Source organism: Streptomyces sp. NPDC101194, assembly GCF_044767885.1.
Lineage (GTDB): Bacteria > Actinomycetota > Actinomycetes > Streptomycetales > Streptomycetaceae > Streptomyces.
Genome location: NZ_JBIWOS010000006.1, coordinates 470,224 through 487,589 on the forward strand (window position 1 = coordinate 470,224; position 17,366 = coordinate 487,589).

The 17,366-nt window shown below is 70.2% G+C and carries 14 protein-coding genes; 6 read left to right on the top strand and 8 right to left on the bottom strand.

From position 1 onward, the window contains the following. Positions 1-104: 104 nt before the first annotated feature. Positions 105-656 (top strand): acyl-CoA thioesterase, encoded by a 552-nt coding sequence (locus ACIRP2_RS24635; protein WP_391742988.1) that lies wholly within the window; start codon positions 105-107, stop codon positions 654-656. Positions 657-704: 48 nt separating this feature from the next. Here ACIRP2_RS24635 and ACIRP2_RS24640 read toward each other — a convergent pair whose 3' ends face one another. Beyond that, positions 705-2,069 (bottom strand): LCP family protein, encoded by a 1,365-nt coding sequence (locus ACIRP2_RS24640; RefSeq protein ID WP_404253771.1) that lies wholly within the window; start codon positions 2,067-2,069, stop codon positions 705-707. A 277-nt stretch (positions 2,070-2,346) separates the two neighbouring features. Here ACIRP2_RS24640 and ACIRP2_RS24645 point away from each other — a divergent pair, with 277 nt between their 5' ends. Next, positions 2,347-3,360, top strand: coding sequence for a glycosyltransferase family 2 protein (locus tag ACIRP2_RS24645; RefSeq protein WP_404253676.1), 1,014 nt, complete (start codon positions 2,347-2,349; stop codon positions 3,358-3,360). 102 nt (positions 3,361-3,462) lie between these two features. Here the strand turns inward: ACIRP2_RS24645 and ACIRP2_RS24650 are convergent, their stop codons facing one another. The 4 genes from ACIRP2_RS24650 to ACIRP2_RS24665 form a co-directional block, all read right to left on the bottom strand. Beyond that, positions 3,463-5,142, bottom strand: coding sequence for an LCP family protein (locus ACIRP2_RS24650; RefSeq protein ID WP_404253678.1), 1,680 nt, complete (start codon positions 5,140-5,142; stop codon positions 3,463-3,465). A 49-nt stretch (positions 5,143-5,191) separates the two neighbouring features. Further along, positions 5,192-7,000, bottom strand: coding sequence for an LCP family protein (locus ACIRP2_RS24655; protein WP_404253680.1), 1,809 nt, complete (start codon positions 6,998-7,000; stop codon positions 5,192-5,194). A 223-nt stretch (positions 7,001-7,223) separates the two neighbouring features. Next, a complete protein-coding gene (locus tag ACIRP2_RS24660; RefSeq protein ID WP_404253682.1) occupies positions 7,224-8,477 on the bottom strand; it encodes an LCP family protein in 1,254 nt (417 codons plus the stop codon). A gap of 169 nt (positions 8,478-8,646) precedes the next feature. After that, on the bottom strand, positions 8,647-9,399 hold the full coding sequence (locus tag ACIRP2_RS24665; protein WP_404253684.1) for a TIGR03089 family protein: 753 nt from the start codon (positions 9,397-9,399) through the stop codon (positions 8,647-8,649). A gap of 137 nt (positions 9,400-9,536) precedes the next feature. On the opposite strand from ACIRP2_RS24665, the gene ACIRP2_RS24670 reads away from it, so the two are divergent. The 3 genes from ACIRP2_RS24670 to ACIRP2_RS24680 all read left to right on the top strand — a co-directional run bounded on the left by ACIRP2_RS24670 (position 9,537) and on the right by ACIRP2_RS24680 (position 13,210). Next, a complete protein-coding gene (locus tag ACIRP2_RS24670) occupies positions 9,537-10,877 on the top strand; it encodes a peptidoglycan recognition protein (RefSeq protein WP_404253686.1) in 1,341 nt (446 codons plus the stop codon). A 133-nt stretch (positions 10,878-11,010) separates the two neighbouring features. Further along, the gene (locus ACIRP2_RS24675; protein WP_404253688.1) at positions 11,011-12,102 is read left to right on the top strand and encodes a sugar phosphate nucleotidyltransferase; all 1,092 of its coding nucleotides are present in this window, start codon (positions 11,011-11,013) and stop codon (positions 12,100-12,102) included. Positions 12,103-12,211: 109 nt separating this feature from the next. Continuing rightward, positions 12,212-13,210, top strand: a complete 999-nt coding sequence (locus ACIRP2_RS24680; RefSeq protein ID WP_404253690.1) for a DNA-3-methyladenine glycosylase family protein — start codon at positions 12,212-12,214, stop codon at positions 13,208-13,210. A 24-nt stretch (positions 13,211-13,234) separates the two neighbouring features. Here the strand turns inward: ACIRP2_RS24680 and ACIRP2_RS24685 are convergent, their stop codons facing one another. The 3 genes from ACIRP2_RS24685 to ACIRP2_RS24695 all read right to left on the bottom strand — a co-directional run bounded on the left by ACIRP2_RS24685 (position 13,235) and on the right by ACIRP2_RS24695 (position 16,173). Beyond that, positions 13,235-14,500: a coenzyme F420-0:L-glutamate ligase gene (locus ACIRP2_RS24685; protein ID WP_404253773.1), complete on the bottom strand. Its 1,266-nt coding sequence runs from the start codon at positions 14,498-14,500 to the stop codon at positions 13,235-13,237. Between the two features lie 59 nt (positions 14,501-14,559). Then, positions 14,560-15,516 carry a 2-phospho-L-lactate transferase gene (gene cofD, locus ACIRP2_RS24690; RefSeq protein ID WP_404253692.1) on the bottom strand — a complete coding sequence of 319 codons (957 nt, stop codon included), beginning with the start codon at positions 15,514-15,516 and terminating at the stop codon, positions 14,560-14,562. 117 nt (positions 15,517-15,633) lie between these two features. Further along, entirely contained in the window at positions 15,634-16,173 is a 540-nt protein-coding gene (locus ACIRP2_RS24695; RefSeq protein ID WP_404253694.1) for a cysteine dioxygenase, read from the bottom strand. A gap of 700 nt (positions 16,174-16,873) precedes the next feature. On the opposite strand from ACIRP2_RS24695, the gene ACIRP2_RS24700 reads away from it, so the two are divergent. Further along, complete coding sequence (locus tag ACIRP2_RS24700; RefSeq protein ID WP_030927001.1) at positions 16,874-17,137, top strand: WhiB family transcriptional regulator; 264 nt, start codon at positions 16,874-16,876, stop codon at positions 17,135-17,137. Positions 17,138-17,366: the final 229 nt, after the last annotated feature.

A 17,366-nucleotide genomic window follows, 5' to 3' on the forward strand; every position in this document is an offset into this window, starting at 1 on the left:
GGCCAGGTGTGCTGGTATTACAGGGGGTGCGGGAAATCGGATCGGGGCTGTTGCGAAGCTGATGCATTGCCGCCGGGCGGAAGCCCCCGCATAAGGTGGACGGTATGACAGATCAGGCCCCGCACCCGGAGGGCGACATTCCGGGCAAGTCGACCGCCGCTTCCCGGACCACTCTCAGCCACATCATGACCGGCAGCGACACCAACCTGCTGGGTACGGTGCACGGTGGTGTGATCATGAAACTGGTCGACGACGCGGCGGGTGCCGTGGCCGGCCGGCACTCCGGCGGACCCGCGGTGACGGCCTCGATGGACGAGATGGTCTTCCTGGAGCCGGTCCGCGTGGGTGACCTTGTTCACGTCCGCGCCCAGGTGAACTGGACCGGCCGCTCCTCGATGGAGGTCGGCGTCCGCGTCATGGCCGAGCGGTGGAACGAATCCACCCCCGCCCAGCAGGTCGGCAGCGCGTATCTGGTCTTCGCCGCGGTCGACGCGGACGGCAAGCCCCGCCCCGTACCGCAGGTGATTCCGGAGACGGAGCGCGACAAGCGGCGCTACCAGGAGGCGCAGATCCGGCGCACCCACCGCCTCGCCCGGCGCCGCGCGATCAAGGAACTGCGCGAGAAGCGCGTGGCGGACGGGATCGACGTCGACTGAGCACGGACGCACCCACGGTCACGAACGGTCAGGGGTGGTCACGGAAGGTCAGGGGCACGCCACCTGGTCGCCCGTGACCGTGCCGAACTCGCCCCGGCCCGTCTCCTTGGCCCGCACCGTCCGCACCTTCTCGAAGTCCGTGCCCGCCGTCACCTTCAGCATGGGGCCCTGCCCGTTCACCGCCCGCAGTTCGGCCCCGGGCAACGCGCCGGCCAGGGACTTCGCGGACCGGTCCCACCGCGGGTCGTAGCTGATCAGGGTGCGTTTGAGATCATTCGGTTCGCCGTTCAGCGGGGCTCGCGTGGTGTCGAAGCCGGTGGCGTGCAGCGCGTCGTCGACCGTCTTGCCGAGCCCGTCCTTCGGAGTCCCGTTGTAGACCTGGACCCGGATCCGCTGCGGGGCGACATCGACCTGCACGGTCTTCGGCTCTTTGGGGCGTTCCGGGGCGAGCGGCCTGTCGTCGCGCAGCGCCTGGAAGAGCTTCTTGGACTTCCGCTCGTCCCACTTGACCGTCGTGCCGATGCCCTTCACCGGGAAGGCGACGTTCCCCAGCGGTACGGAGGTGAACTCGGAGGAGGCGGGTGAGAAGTCGCGCATCGCCTGGCCGAGCTCCAGCATCTCCTCCGTACCGAAGCCCTTGTCGGCCCGGACCGAGCGGAGCATCGTCGAGGCCACGTCCCGGAACTTCACCGGGTTCAGCAGCACTCCGCTGCTGGTCGCCTGCTTGATCAGCGAGGCGAGGAACTTCTGCTGGCGCTGCATCCGGCCCAGGTCGGCAGCCCCGTCGACGTGCCGGGAGCGGACGTACTGGAGCGCCTGCCCGCCGTCCAGTTCATGGGTGCCCGCGGCGAGATCGAGACCGGTGTACGGGTCCTTCATCGGCCGGGCCATGCAGATCCGCACCCCGCCCAAGGTGTCCACCGTCTTCATGAAGCTGGTGAAGTCGACCTCCAGATAGTGGTCGATCTTGATGCCCGTCATCTGCTCGATGGTCCGCACCGTCAGACCGGGCCCGCCCTCGGCGTACGCGGCGTTCAGCTTCACCGGGTGGGCGGCGTGCGTCTCGCCGCTGTTCCGGTCCTTGTGCTCCGGGATCTCCGCGTAGCTGTCCCGCGGCAACGAGACGACGCTCGCGCGCTCCTTGTCCGCCGACAGATGCACCAGCATGACCGTGTCGGTGCAGTTGCAGGGCACACCGCCCAACCGGTACTTCTGCTTCTCCTCCGCGGTGATCCGGTCGCGGCCGTCCGTGCCCACGAGCAGCAGATTCATGCCGTGACCGCCCCGGGGCCGGTTCTTCATGTCCTTGAACGGGTCGATCCGGTCGATCCCGTTCTCCAGACTCGTCACCACCGCGTGGCCGATCCCTCCGGCACCGAGGACCAGCACGGAAATGCCGGTCACCACCCGCATGCCCCAGCGCGGCCGCTCGTCCTGCTTTCTGGACCTGCGCTGCGGCGGAACCGCGCGGCGGCGCGGCGAACGGGGGGAGGAGTGCGGTGTGGGCACGGGGGGAACCTCCGTGGTACAGGGCGGATCGTTCGCACAGTAGGCCCATATGATCTGCAGCCCGCCGAGCGACCCGGCGGCGCGCGCCCGTGTCCCCCATTCGCGGTAACGTGGCGGCCGAATACCGCCGCCTGGTGGGGTGCGAGCCCCCGGCGCCCCCGAGGACCACCCGAGGACCACCATGTCTGCCGCGCAGCACCCCGCCGTCTCCGTGATCATGCCGGTGCTCAATGAGGAACGTCATCTCAGGAACTCCGTCCGGCACATCCTGGAGCAGGAGTACGCAGGTGAGATGGAGGTGGTGATCGCGCTGGGCCCTTCCACCGACCGTACGGACGAGATCGCCGCGGAACTGGTGCGCGAGGACCCCCGCGTCCACACCGTCCCGAACCCGACCGGCCGCACCCCGGCCGCCCTCAACGCCGCGATCAAGGCCTCCCGCCACCCCGTGGTCGTGCGGGTCGACGGCCACGGCATGCTCTCGCCGAACTACATCGCGACGGCCGTCCGCCTCCTGGAGGAGACGGGGGCGCAGAACGTGGGCGGCATCATGCACGCCGAGGGCGAGAACGCCTGGGAGGACGCCGTGGCCGCGGCCATGACGTCGAAGATCGGCGTCGGCAACGCGGCCTTCCACACCGGCGGCCAGGCGGGCCCGGCGGAGACCGTGTATCTCGGTGTCTTCCGCCGCGAGGCCCTGGAGAAGGCGGACGGCTACAACGTGGAGTTCATCCGCGCCCAGGACTGGGAGCTGAACTTCCGCATTCGCGAGGCGGGTGGACTGATCTGGTTCTCGCCCGAGCTGAAGGTGCAGTACCGGCCGCGGCCCTCGATGCGGGCGCTCGCCAAGCAGTACAAGGACTACGGCCGCTGGCGGCACGTCGTCGCCCGCTACCACTCCGGCTCGATCAACCTGCGCTATCTGGCGCCGCCCACCGCCGTCTGCGCCATCGCGGCGGGCATCGTGGTCGGTGCGGCCGTCACCCCGTGGGCCTTCGTCGTCCCCGCCGGTTACGTGGCGGCGATCGTCGCCGGGTCCTTGCCGGCCGGCAAGGGCCTGTCGCTCAAGGCACGGGCACAGATCCCGGTGGCCCTTGCGACCATGCACATGTCGTGGGGGTACGGCTTCCTGACCAGCCCGCGCTCGCTGGCCAGGAAGGTCATCGCCAGCCGGCGCCCGACCGTCACGGCATGACCGTCGTCCGGCGCCCGGCCGTCGCCGGACAGCAGCCGACATGATGTGGGGGCCTTCCGACGTGTCGGAAGGCCCCCACCGTGCGTCGTGCCCGTTGCGGCGCTACCAGCCGAAGCCCGGCTGGATGGCCATGCAGGCCTTCTCGTCGTCGCCGTTCAGGGCGCGGGCGCTCTCCGGGGTCTTCTCCTTGGCACTCGGCGCGGGATAGTCGCCGTCCTCGCGCCAGTCGGCCCCCACGGTCAGAGTGATGCCGGAGACGGCCGTCGACTTCTTCACCGCCGAGAGCGGGATGCCGAGCGCCTTGGCGACCGCCTGGGCATTGCCCTGCATGTCCACGCTGGGGAAGAGCACCCCGGTCCGCGCCGCCGCGTCGGTGTTCTGCGAGTCGATCGCGGCCTGGGTGAAGCCCTTGCCGACCAGCAGTTCCTTGACCGCCGAGGCGCGGCCCTTGACCGGGTACGCGGTGTCGGTACGCGTTCCGTTGCGGACGCTGACCGGGATCTCGGCAACGGGGGCGGTGGGCTTCTTGGCGGCCGGGGCCTTGCGCTTGGACGCCTTGCCGTCGAGCGGGACGTCGTCGCGGACCATCTGGAAGAGCTGGTCGGCGTCGCCGGGCTTGGGGAGCACCCGCTCCTTGAGCGTGCCCGTCCCGTAGACGTTCGGCATCGTCGTCATGGTGATGCGCTTGGTGGGCACCTTCTTGAGCTCCTCCGCGAGGTCGTAGAGCTTCTTGACCGAGCCGAGGCCGTGCTCGCCCTTGTCGACCGTCAGCGCGTCCGTCGCCGCCTCGGCGAGACCCATCAGCTTGCCCGGGTCGGTGAGCTTGGTGCCCTTGCGCAGCTCGCGGACCATCGAGTTCATGTACATGTGCTGGGCGTGGGTACGGCCGAGGTCGGTGCCGTCCTCGAAGCCGTAGCGGGTACGCAGCCACTGGAGGGCCTGCTTGCCCTTGATGTTCGTGGTGCCCTCCTTCAGCTTCAGCCCGGAGCCCTTGCCGGTGCTGGTGTGCGAGTAGACGTTGCCCTCGACGCAGACCGGGACACCGCCGATCGCGTCCGCCATCGAGATCACACCGGAGAAGTCGATCATCATGAAGTGGTCGATGGTGATGCCGGTGAGCTCGTACCAGGTGGCCACCGAGCAACCGGGACCACCGCGGCCGAGCGTCTCGTTGGTCATCGCCAGGCCGGTGGTCGCGGGGTAGACCTTCTTCGTCTCCGGGTCGGTGCACTTCGGGATCTTCAGCATCGTGTCGCGCGGCATGCTGATCACCGACATGTTGCTGCGGTCGGCCGACAGGTGGAGCAGCATCTGCACGTCGGCCAAGGGCGGCGCCCCGAAGGTGTCCTTGGCCCCGCCGAGCTTCTGGTTCTCCGCGGTGTCCCGCGCGTCCGAGCCGAGAAGCAGGATGTTCATCGGAGTCTGACCGGCGGCGTTGGCCTTGTGGTCGGCCATCTTCTTGTCGCCGAGGGTCAGATCGGCCTTCTTGATATTGCCGTTGAGGTGCTCGTAGTAGAGGTATCCGGCCCCCGCGCCGCCGACTATGAACAGCGCGAGAACCGCGGCGACCCAGCGCAGCACCCGGCGCTTGCGCTTCCGGCCGTGCCGCTTCTGCCCGCCGCGCCGGTGACCGTCGTCCGCCGCGCCGGGCTGCCGGCCGTCGTCGGCGGAGTCCGGGGACTTCGCCGACGCGTCGTCGTAGAGCCCGTCGTCCCAACCGAGTTGACCGGCGTGCCGGACACGTGGTCGGGTCTCCTCTCCGGGTGTACCGCTCCGTCCCACCAGGACCCCCCTGCTGCTCAGACTCGTGGTTTGGCGCAGTGACCCGGTGTCACTTGGCGCACTCTGCCTTGTCGGCGTTTGCTTGCTGAATACCGTCCGGCACCTTCGCCGGCCCGGTGATGGGCGTGCCCGCGCCCTTGAAGTCGTCACCCAGCGTCAGCACCATCGCCTGGAGCCCCTCGGCGTCCGTGGTGCCCTGTTTCATGGCCGAGCCGGGCAGCCCCATCATGGCGGCCAGCGCGCGGGCCTGGTCCGCCTGGTTCGGCGCGTACTCCAGCGTCGTCTTCGCGGCCTTCGCGGGGGCGTTGGCCTTGTTGGTGGACTTGAGCACACCCTGCTCGTTCTGGAGCCAGGTGACCGTCGCCTGCGCGGCGCCGGGCACCTGGCCGCCGTTGTACACATCGACGCGGACGTCGCCCGCGGCAGCCTTGGGGCCCTTGAGGAGCGCGTCCTGCTTGCTCTTCGCGGCCTTCTTCTTCGACTTCACCTCGGTCAGGGAGGTGTCCTCGCGCATCATGGCGAACAGCGGGTCGGCCTTGGCCGTGTTCAACACGACGGTGGCACGGATCTTCTCGGCCGGGTTGTCCAGCACCGGCACCGTCGTGAAGGTGATGTTCTTGGTGTTGACCTTGGCCAGTTCCTGGGCCAGCGAGGCCAGCTTCTTCCCCGTGCCGATGCCTGTGTCGACGGTGAGTGCCTTGGTCGCCGCGTCCGCCAGCTTGTAGAGCTTGGTCGGGCTGGTCAGGGTGTCGTCCGACTGCATCTGCCGGATCATCGAGGCGATGAACTGCTGCTGGACCTTGATCCGGTCCAGGTCGCCATGGTTGCCGAAACTGTGCCGGGTCCGCACGAACGCCAGGGCGTCCTCGCCCTGGATGCGGTGCTCACCGGCCGGCAGGTTCAGGTGCGAGTCCGGGTCCTTGACCGGCTTGGCCAGGCAGATCTCGACCCCGCCGACCGCCGTGGACAGCTCCTTCACCGCGTTGAAGTCGAACATCATGAAGTGGTCGACCTTCAGGCCGGTGATCTCCCTGACCGTTTCCATGGTGCAGCCGGCGTTACGGCCCTCCTGGCCGAGGCTCTGGTTGAAGCGGACGTTCTGCGTCCCCGGGATGACCTTCTCCGAGCCGTCCGGCTGCTTGGTCCTGCAGTCCGGGATGTCGGTGATCAGGTCGCGGGGGATGCTGAGCGCCGTCGCGTTGGTGCGGTCCTCGGAGACGTGGAAGAGGATGTTGGTGTCGGCGTGGCCCACGCTGCCCTTGTCGCCGTATCCCTCGTTGCCCTTGCCGGTGCGCTTGTCGGTGCCGATGATCAGGATGTTGACCGGGGCGTCGTTGTCGAAGACGTTCTTGTTGCCGGCGCTGCCGACGTCGACGGTGCTCAGGTTGCCGTTGAAGTGCTGGTACAGCGCGTATCCGCCCACCGACAGGCCGACCAGGACGAACGCCATCGTGCCGCCCGTCCACAACAGCACCTTCTTGCGGCGTGCCTTCGGGGCCTTGCGGCTGCGGCGGCCCGCCGGCTCGCCGTGACCCGAACGCTCCTGGCCGCGCGGGCCGTTGGCCGAACGGCGGCCACGCTGTCCCGGCACCTCGCGGCGCGGACCCGACCCCTGCCCGTCACGGGCCGGACCCCGGCGCTCACCACCGCTGTCACGCGTTGTGGTGCTGCGCCCGCCATCGCCGTCGCGGACCGGTTCTCTGCGACGGGGGATACGCGCGGCCGACGGCTGGGAAGTACCGGCCGAATCCCCTCCGGAATGATTCAGTCGCAGTTCGTAATCGCCGGTGTCCGGGTTGAGGACCCACTGGTCTGCGGGGTCGAATTCATTCGCCCGCCCACGGCTTTGCGCATCCACGGTTGCTTGAGTCCTCCGTCGGTGCCACGCGAGGCGCCTCCCCCGTTCAGGCGCTCGATCTTTCGCTCCGGAAGTGCGCGGCCCGAAGGCCGGAAGCACCGGATCGCGTCACACTATCGGCCCAGTTCGACGTCGAGCGACGAGCGTGACAAATTCCACGGTCCTTACAACTGGTCATTCTGCCCATTACACGCCGATCACCGGCTTCTGCTTGGGAATTGCTTTACCGCTTGCACAGGTCGGCCGCCGCGTTGTTGCCCGAATAGGTCGGTGTGGGGTTCGGGCCCGCGGCATCCGGCGCATCGGTCGCGGCATTGTTTTTCCCGGTGTTCTTCCCGTCGTCGTTCTTGAGCCGGTCGGCGGGGACCACCGTGACCGGAGCGTCCTCGCGCAGCCGCTTGAAAAGCCGGTTCGCATCGGGCTGGACGAGTTCGTCCCGGTTCGGGTCGGCGGCGTACGGCTGCCGGGGCACGGTCAGGAACTGCACCCTGTCGGTCGGTACGTCGCGCAGGCCGCGTACCAGGTCGTACAGGTCCTTGAGGCTGTCCAGCCCCGGATCCGTGGTCAGCGACTTGGTGGCGGCGTCCAGCACCGGGTAGAGCCGGGTCGGATTGAGCAGGACACCATTGCTCTGCACTTTGTTCACCAGCGCGCCCAGGAACTGCTGCTGGCGGTCCATGCGTTCGGTGTCGCTGCCGTTGCCGATCGACTTACGGGCCCGTACGTAGCCCAGGGCCTCTTCGCCGTCGAGTTTCTGGCGTCCGGCGGGGAGCTTGAGGTGGGCGTCGGGGTCGTCCACCGGCTTCTTGAGGCAGACCTCGACACCGCCCACGGCGTCGACCATGTCCTTGAAGCCGTTGAAGTCGACGACCATCTGGTGGTCGATCCGGATGCCGGTCAACTTCTCGACCGTACGGATCGTGCAGGCGGTGCCACCGAACTCGAAGGCCCAGTTGAACTGGGCGAATTGCTTCTTCGTGGCCGTACCGTCCGCCTTGTGGCAGACCGGGATCCACACCATCAGATCGCGCGGCAGGGACATCGCGGTGGCGCTCTTCCGGTCCGCGGCCAGGTGCAGCAGGATCGTGGTGTCCGAGCGCTGGCTGCCGCCGTCATCGCGACCGTACGCGCGGTTGTCACCCGCCCGGCTGTCGGAGCCGATGAGCAGGATGTTCTCGGCGTCGTGCACCACGGTGGCGGGCCGCTCCCGCTCGTACGTCTTGAGTTCGGCGGCCGCCGAGGTGTCGGTCCTGATGTTGCCGTCGAGCTTCCGGTACAGCCACCAGCCGCCGCCCGCCGCGACCAGGACCACGAGCGAGACGCCGAGCGCGGTCCAGCGCAGCCAGTGGTGCCGGTGCCCGGCGGGGGGCTCGGGAGAGGCGCCGGAGTCGTCCCCTGCCTGCGATCGGCCCTCGCCCGTGGCCGAGTCGTCGGAGTCCTCCGGCGGGCCGGCGCTTTCGCTCACGTCTGCGTCCATCCTTCACGTTCGGCGGCGCGCTGGGCCGCCGGTCGCAGGAGTAGACGGCTGAACCTCACGCTTGGTTGTGTCCCGAGTGGTCTGTACCGCCGATCATGTACCGGAGTTGACGTACAGCCCCGAGGACTCGGCCCGCTATGGGCCGGACGAGTGGCCCTCAGGGCGCTTGTCATACCGCGGTGTTGGTGACCCGTTCACTCTCCACGCGCTTCGCCAGACCGTCCTCGCCCAGCTGCCCCAGGTGCCGGCACAGGACCACGGACCCCCCGGCGGCCAGCGGCGCGAACAGCCCCGCGCTCAGGCCTTCCCAGGTGTCGTACGTGCGCCCCGTCAGCAGCCGCGATCCCGCGGTCAGCCCCAGATCGGCCGCGTCCTCGTGGGCCCGCGCCACCAGTTCCGCCGCCGTCAGCTCGACCCCGTCCACCGCCAGCGCCGGAGCGTCCGGGTCCACGGGCGTGAACGGGGCGAACCGGTCGCCCTGGCTCGGTACCTCGACCGCGTAGTCCGCGAAGCCCTCGGGCGTCTGCGGGAACCTGCCGCCCAGCGGGCGCAGCGCCAGGGCGACCCGCTCGCCGCGGCAGGCGCGCGCGGCCTCCAGCGTGTCCGGGCCGCTGACGACGAGATCGGCGCCGGCCGGGTCGCCCTGCACGTCGGCGACCACACCGACCGAGGAACACGCCAGCAGCCAGACCGCGGACTGCCAGTGCGCGGGCAGCAGCAGGGCCAGCCGGTCGCCGGGTTCCGCGGCGAGGTCGCCCTGCAGGAGATTGGCGGTCTTGGCCACCCAATTGGCGAAGGTGGCCACCGACAGTTCGACGCGTTCTCCGGTGGCGTCGTCGTAGAAAGTGACCAAGGGGCGGGCCGGATCCGCGGCGAGTGCGGAACGCAGCAGGTCGGCGGGGGTGCGGTCGGTGGCGTTCATCCGCGCAAGGGTACGCGGCGGCGCCCGGCCGGGCCGGATCGACGGGCACCGGGTACACCGGTTCGGCAGACGGCCCGTCAATTGTGCCGGGATACCCCGGTAGCCGGACTCGTATGAATGTGCCCAGGATCGTTCGTATGCGTTCCTTCCTTGCATCCTCGATCGGTGTCACTTGCGCGGCGGTACTCGTACTGCCGTCGGCCGCGCTCGCGAGCGCCGCCCCGGACACCTTCACCGCCCCCGCCGGGTCCGCCGAGCCCTCCGACACCGCGGGCTCGACGCAGTCCCTGCCGTTGTCGCCCCTGCCGGCACCGTCCGACGAATCCACCGGCGAACCCACCCGGACCACCGCGGTCGCCGAACAGGGGCTGCTCGAACGTGACGTCCGCCCCTTCTCCCTGGTCGGCGTCGTCTGGGACGACCCGGACACCGAACTCCACGGCACCGTCCAGGTCCGTACCCGAGCCCTCGGCACCACCCGCTGGTCCGACTGGCAGGACGTGGAGACGCACAACGCCGAGCACGCCGCCGACCCCGGGACCGCCGAGCGCGAATCCGGCACCGTGCGCGGCTCCACCGCTCCGCTCTGGGTCGGCGAATCGGACGGCGTCTCGGTCCGCGTGCGCCCGACGGCGCCCGATCCGCAGGACCGGACCGAATCCGCCGTACCGCTGCCCACCGGTCTGCGCCTCGAACTCGTCGACCCCGGCAAGGACCCGCAGCAGGCCCCCGTGGCGGGTCCCGCGTCGTCCGGCGACGACGAGGACGGTCGCACCACGGCGCTCGACGGCCGCGTGCTCCCGGCCCTGAGCAAGGCGGAGTCCGAGGCACGCGGCGAGGAGGAGGCCGGGCTCGCCCCCGGCGCCCAGCCGTACATCGGACCCCGGCCGCGCATCATCACCCGCAAGGGCTGGGGCGCCGACGAGAAGCTCAGGGAGCCCGCCTTCGTCTACACCAAGACCGTCAAGGCCGCGTTCATCCACCACAGCGCCACGGGCAACAACTACACGTGCGCCCAGGCACCGGCCGTCCTGCGCGGCATCTACCGCTACCACGTCAAGAGCAGCGGCTGGCGGGACACCGGCTACAACTTCGCCGTCGACAAGTGCGGAAACGTCTACGAAGGGCGCGCGGGCGGTGTGACGAAGGCCGTCCTGGGAGCGCACACGCTCGGCTTCAACGCCGACAGCACGGGCATCGCGGTGCTCGGCACCTTCACCGGGTCGAACCCGTCGGCCTCCGCGGTGAACGCCGTCGCGAAGCTCACCGCCTGGAAACTCGGCCTGTACGGAGCCGATCCCAGCGGCAGGACGACGCTCGTCTCGGGTGGCGGGAACAAGTTCAAGAAGGGCACGAAGGCCACACTCAACGTCATCTCCGGCCACCGGGACGGCTTCGCAACCGAATGCCCCGGAGCGCGTCTTTACAACAAGCTCGGCTCGGCCAGGACCAGTTCCGCCCGTCTGCAGGGCCGCTGACCGGATGACCGCGAGAGACCACCGCGGGCCGCTGCGGGCCGCTGACCGGGGACGACCGAACCGGACCGAACCGGACTGCATACACTGGCCAGCCGAAACCGGCCGGGCCCCACCAGGAAGCAGAGTCAGCGCTGTGACAGAGGCAAGAGAAGCGATCCTCCTGGTCGGCGGCAAGGGAACGCGGCTGCGCCCGCTCACGGTCCACACCCCCAAGCCCATGGTTCCGGCGGCGGGCGTCCCGTTCCTCACCCACCAGCTGGCACGTGCCCGAGCCGCGGGGGTCGAGCACATCGTGCTCGCGACCTCGTACCTGGCGGAGGTGTTCGAACCGTACTTCGGGGACGGTTCGTCGCTGGGCCTGCACATCGAGTACGTCACCGAACGCGAACCGCTCGGCACCGGCGGAGCGATACGCAACGTCGCCTCCCGGCTCACCTCGGGGCCCGACGAACCGGTGCTCGTCTTCAACGGCGACATCCTCACGGGCCTCGACATCCAGGCGCTCGTCGCCTCGCACACCGCCTCCGGAGCGGATGTCTCCCTCCACCTCACCCGGGTCGAGGACCCGCGCGCCTTCGGTCTCGTACCGACGGACGCCGACGGCAGGGTCACCGCGTTCCTGGAGAAGCCCGAGACGCCCGAGGAGATCGTCACCGACCAGATCAACGCGGGGGCGTACATCTTCCGACGCCGGATCATCGACGCCATCCCGGCCGGCCGGCCGGTCTCCGTGGAGCGCGAGACCTTCCCCGGACTGCTGGCGTCCGGCGCGCACCTCCAGGGCATGGTCGACTCCACGTACTGGCTGGACCTCGGCACCCCGCAGGCCTTCGTGCGCGGCTCCGCCGACCTGGTCCTGGGCCACGCCCCGTCCCCGGCCGTTCCCGGCCGCTGCGGCGACCGGCTCGTCCTGCCGACGGCCTCCGTGGCGGCCGACGCCAAGCTCAGCGGCGGTACGGTCATCGGCGAGGGCGCCCTGATCGGCGCGGGGGCCCGGATCGACGGTTCGGCGGTACTGGCCGGCGCGGTCGTCGAACCGGGGGCCGTGATCACGGACTCGCTGGTCGGAGCCGGAGCCAGGATCGGCAGCCGTACGGTGGTGGAGGGCGCGGTCATCGGGGACGGGGCCCGGATCGGCGCCGACAACGAACTCCGCGACGGCATCCGTGTCTGGTGCGGGGCGGTCCTGCCGGACGCGGCGGTGCGCTTCTCGTCCGACGAGTAGCGCGGCGAACGGTCCGGCACACCGCCGCGCACCCGCCCGCGCGCGTACGGCCGCCTCCCGGAGAAGCCGTTACCCTCGACAGGCACCCCTGACGACCGAGGACCTCACCGTGGCAGGACGATTCGCACCCCGCAGCGCCTCCCGCGCGGCCGTCCCGCACCAGGCGGCGGCTCCGGCGACGGACGCGCTGACCCGCGACTGGACCCCGCCCGGCCCGCTCGACCTGCGCCTGGTGCTCGGGCCACTGCGTCGAGGCCCCGCCGACCCCACGTTCCGGATGACCGGGGACGGCGCGGTCTGGCGGGCCGGCCGCACCCCCGCAGGCCCCGGCACCCTCCGTGTCACGGCCCGGGGCGGCCGGATCGAGGCGACGGCCTGGGGACCGGGCGCGTCCTGGTTGCTGGACCGGCTCCCCACGCTGCTCGGCGCTACGGACGACCCGGACGCCTTCCGCCCGCGCCACCGGCTGCTCGCCCTGACCCGGCACAGCCGCCCCGGCCTGCGCCTGCTGCGCACCGGACTGGTCATGGAGTCCCTGATCCCGTCGATCCTCGAACAGAAGGTGACCACGGACGAGGCGTACCGGGCCTGGCGCCACCTGGTCCGTGGGCACGGCACCCCGGCGCCCGGCCCCACGGACGACGCCGCGTTCACCGCTCTCGGCCTGCACGTCATGCCGGACGCCCGCACCTGGTCGCTGATCCCGTCCTGGGAGTGGCACCGCGCGGGCGTCGACTCCAAACGCTCGGCCACGATCCTGCGCGCGGCACGGGTGGCCCGTCGCATGGAGGAGGCGGCGTCCATGGAACTCCCTCAGGCCATGGCCCGCCTGGAACTGATCCCCGGCATCGGTCCCTGGACCTCGGCCGAGACCCTTCAGCGGTCGAACGGCGCGGCCGACGCGGTCACGGTCGGCGATCTCCACCTCCCCGGCATCGTCGGCCACGCGCTGGCGGACAACCGGGACGCCGACGACGAGGAGATGCTGGCCCTGCTCGCCCCCTACGAGGGCCAGCGCCACCGGGCGACCCGACTCATCCTGCTCTCGGGCCGTGTCCCGCCCCGCCGGGCCCCGCGCATGACCAGGGGCGACATCGCCCGCCTGTGACGGGCAGACGTCCGCGCCCCCGTCTCACCGCACCGTGACGAACCCCTCCGGGTCCCGTTCCGCCCGCGGGACAGGTGTGCCTGCCGGACGTCCCACCGCGACCGCCCCCAGCGGATCCCACGACTCCGGCAGCTGCAGCACCTCGCGCACCACCTCGCGGCAGAACATCGTCGACGACACCCACGCCGAGCCGAGCCGCTCGCCCGCCAGCGCCACCAGGAAGTTCTGGATGCCGGCCCCTGCGGCGACGACGAACATCTCGCGCTCCGCGGTGTCCCGCCGTGTGTCGCCGTAAGTGTGGGAGCCGTCCATCACCAGGCACGGCACCACCAGATACGGTGCCCGGCGCAGCACGTCGCCCCGCCGCACCCGCTTCGCGACCGACTCCTCGCTCCGGCCGTCCCGGCGCAGATCCGCGATCCACGCCTCCCGCATCGCGTCGAGCAGCCGGGTCCGGGCCTCCTCGGACTCCAGCAGGACGAACCGCCACGGCGTCGTGTGATGCGGCGCGGGCGCCGTCACCGCCGCGGCCACGGCCCGCCGCACCGCCCCCGGATCCACCGGTTCGTCGGTGAACTCGCGCACCGTCCGCCGCTGGGTCACCGCTTCCCGTACCGCCTCCGACGTGCCGAGCCGGAACATGTCGTCGGCCGCGATCCGCACCATGGCACGGGCCCCGCCCGTGGAATCCGCCGGGTCCACGACATGGCCGAGGCCCCGGACCACCGCGACGGGCAGTCCCGAGGCCTTGCCCTTGACCAGGTCGCCGGCCGAGGCCAGCTCATCGGCGGTGGCGACCACCGTCGCGCTGAGCGGATTGCCGTACGCGTCCGTGCCGCCGCGCAGATCGTCCAGCACCAGGACCCCGGCCGCGCCGATCGCGACGTCGGTCAGCCCGTTGCGCCACGGGCGCCCGAAGGTGTCCGTGACGACGACCCCGACCTCGACGCCCAGGGTGTCCCGCAGCCCGTCCCGGATCGCGCGCGCCGATCCGTCCGGGTCCTCGGGCAGCAACAGCACTGTCCCGGCGGGGGTGTTCGAGGCGTCGACACCGGCGGCGGCCATGACCAGACCCTGCCGGTTCTCGACGATCCGGAGCGTGCCGCGCCGCGCCACCACCCGTACCGTCTCGGCGTCGATCGCCGCCTCCCGGTCGGTGGCCTCGACGATCCGGCCCTCCGCCTTGGAGACGATCTTCGAAGTGACCAGCAGGACATCGCCGTCGACCAGCCCCGGCTCGGTCGCGGCGATCAGCTTCGCCAGGTCGTCCCCGGCCCGCACCTCGGGCATCCCGGGCAGCGCCCAGACGCGGTAGGAAGGTGCCGGGGCGGAGCCGGAGGACTCGGCGCTCACGCCCGTACCTCCTCGGCCAGCGCCAGTGCGCGCCGGGCCATCTCCGCCGTCGCGTCGACATCCGTCATCATCAGCGGCACCGCCCGGCAGCGGATGCCGGCTGCCTCCACCTCGTCGACGGCCCCGGCGTCCACGGTGTCGACGAGCCACCCGTCGAGCAGCCCGGAGCCGTAGTGCCGGGCCACGGCCGACGCGGTCGACTCGACGCCCACCGCGGCGAGCACCTTGTCCGCCATGCCGCGCACGGGCGCGTCCCCGACGATGGGGGAGAGGCCGACGACCGGCACCCCGGCCTCGGCGATCGCCTCCCGGATCCCGGGCACGGCCAGGATGGTCCCCACCGACACGACGGGGTTGGACGGCGGGAAGAGGATGACGTCGGCCTCGGCGACGGCCTCCAGCACGCCGGGCGCCGGCTTGGCCTGTTCGGCGCCGACCGGCACGACCGCCTGCGCCTCGACCGAGGCGCGCAGCTTCACCCAGTACTCCTGGAAGTGGATCGCCCTGCGCTCGCCGTCGATGTCGACCGCGACATGCGTCTCGACCCGGTCGTCGGACATCGGCAGCAGCCGGACCCCCGGCTTCCAACGCGCGCACAGCGCCTCGGTGACGGCGCTCAGCGGATAGCCCGCGCCCAGCATCTGGGTACGGACGATGTGCGTCGCGAAGTCGCGGTCGCCGAGCCCGAACCATTCGGGTCCGACACCGTACGCCGCGAGCTCCGCCTTGACCTGGAAGCTCTCGTCCGTACGCCCCCAGCCCTGCTCCTCGTTGATGCCACCGCCGAGGGTGTACATCACGGTGTCGAGGTCGGGGCAGACCTTCAGCCCGAACAGATGGATGTCGTCACCGGTGTTGCCGATGACCGTGATGTCCGCTTCGGGTGCGGCCTGTTTGAGGCCACGCAGAAAACGAGCACCACCGATACCGCCGGCCAGAACCACAATGCGCATGCCCAACAGTCTGTCAGGCGGAGCCTGATCCTTGTGGGGGTGGTGGTGGGCGACGGGTGGGACTGTCGGGCGGAGCCTGATCCTTGTGGGGGTGGTGGTGGGCGGCGGGTGGGACTGTCAGGCGAGTACGGCATCCACGGCCGTCGGGGCGCGTTGCGCTGTGTGCATCGGCATTTCGGTCAGACCCGGGTAGTAGACGTGCAGGCTGACGGCCGGTTCGAGGGAGTCGTTGACCACTTCGTGCACATAGCCGGGCGCGAAGACGCGCTGGGTGCCGGGTTCCAGCGTCCGCGTGCCGCGTTCGGTGTGCTCGGTCAACCGGCCTTCCAGGACGGTCAGTACGCCGGAGGACGGGCCGTGGTCATGACGGCCCGTGCCCTGGCCGGGGACCCAGCTGAGCAGCCAGACCTCGTATCCGACCGGGGTCTTCCCTGTCCGGGCGGAGCCGGGAGCTCGGGGAACGGTGCGCAGCCGGTGGTACCAGCGGGTGGTGGTGTCGTAGCGGACGAGCGGCGCCCACTGCGCGCGGTCGGCGGCGATGGAGCGGGCGAGTCCGACGAACTCGGCCACGGTGGCGGGGTGCTCGCGGGCCGGCTGGAGGAGGTGCTGGACCTCAAGGATGTCGCCGGCGATCTGAAGGTCGCTGTCGCTGTTCATGGAAGCGGTGGTTCCTCGGCATGGGGGGTGCATGTGCGGGGTGTCGCGGAGACCGGAGAGCCGGGGAAGCGCAGAGGGAACGGCGTATGGAGACGCTCTGCGAGGGGCTCAGCGGAGAGGAGCTGGATCAGAGCCGGTGCCCTGGGGCATCAACAGCTGTGACAGCTGGAACAGCAACAGCGGGTCTGGGCAGCGTTGCGGAACCCACGGACGTGGGTGGCGTACATCGCTGCGGTCGCTGGCATGCAGTCAAGGAGACCGGCTCGATCCTCCACTGTCAACTCGATGCCCGATTTGGGGGTAATGTTTCACCTCATCCGGTTATTGAGCCGGAGGAAAGGTTTGTGCGGTCATCGCGGCGGAGATGTGGCGCATCGACCGCGCCCGTAAACGTCGTTGGCGCCCCGTGACCTGACTGTGATCTTGGTCGCTTCGGTGATCGAAGCGAAACATGAGGGTGGTCCCGGTCGTCTCACTCGGTGAGAGAGGGGGGCGCGGTGGGGCGTAAGGCATATGTCAGGTTTTTGGTGATTTGCACACTTTCCGCATACCCTTGGTTCCGCAGAGTGAATACCGGGGCCAATAGCAGATCTTCGCTTGACTGGCCCGGAGATACACACTTGTAATTTCACTCGTGTCGTTCGGCCGCAATCAGTAACGGCTGCATCACGGGGACGCAAGAGACAGACGAGGGGCGCACATGACCGAGCTGTTCCAGCAACTGCTGGTCGAGGACGCGGACGAGGAACTCGGCTGGCAGGAGCGCGCACTGTGCGCCCAGACCGATCCCGAGTCCTTCTTCCCCGAGAAGGGCGGATCCACCCGCGAGGCCAAGAAGGTCTGTCTCGCCTGTGAAGTCCGGTCCGAGTGCCTTGAGTACGCCCTTTCCAATGACGAGCGGTTCGGAATCTGGGGTGGCCTTTCCGAGCGTGAACGGCGCCGCCTGAAGAAGGCCGCTGTCTGACCGCGAACAGCTCGACAGCGGACCACCGCGATCGCGAACCTCACGACAGCGGAACAACAGAACACGTGACAGCGGAACAACAGAACAAAGGAGGGTCCGGACCACGCACCGGATCTTCACGACCCACTCGCCGGACGCGCGTGAGAACGTGTACCGGACCGTCGACCGACCATGGCCCGCCGCCTGCACGCCGCCCGCAGACGCCGGGCCGTCGCCGTGCCCGCCGTCC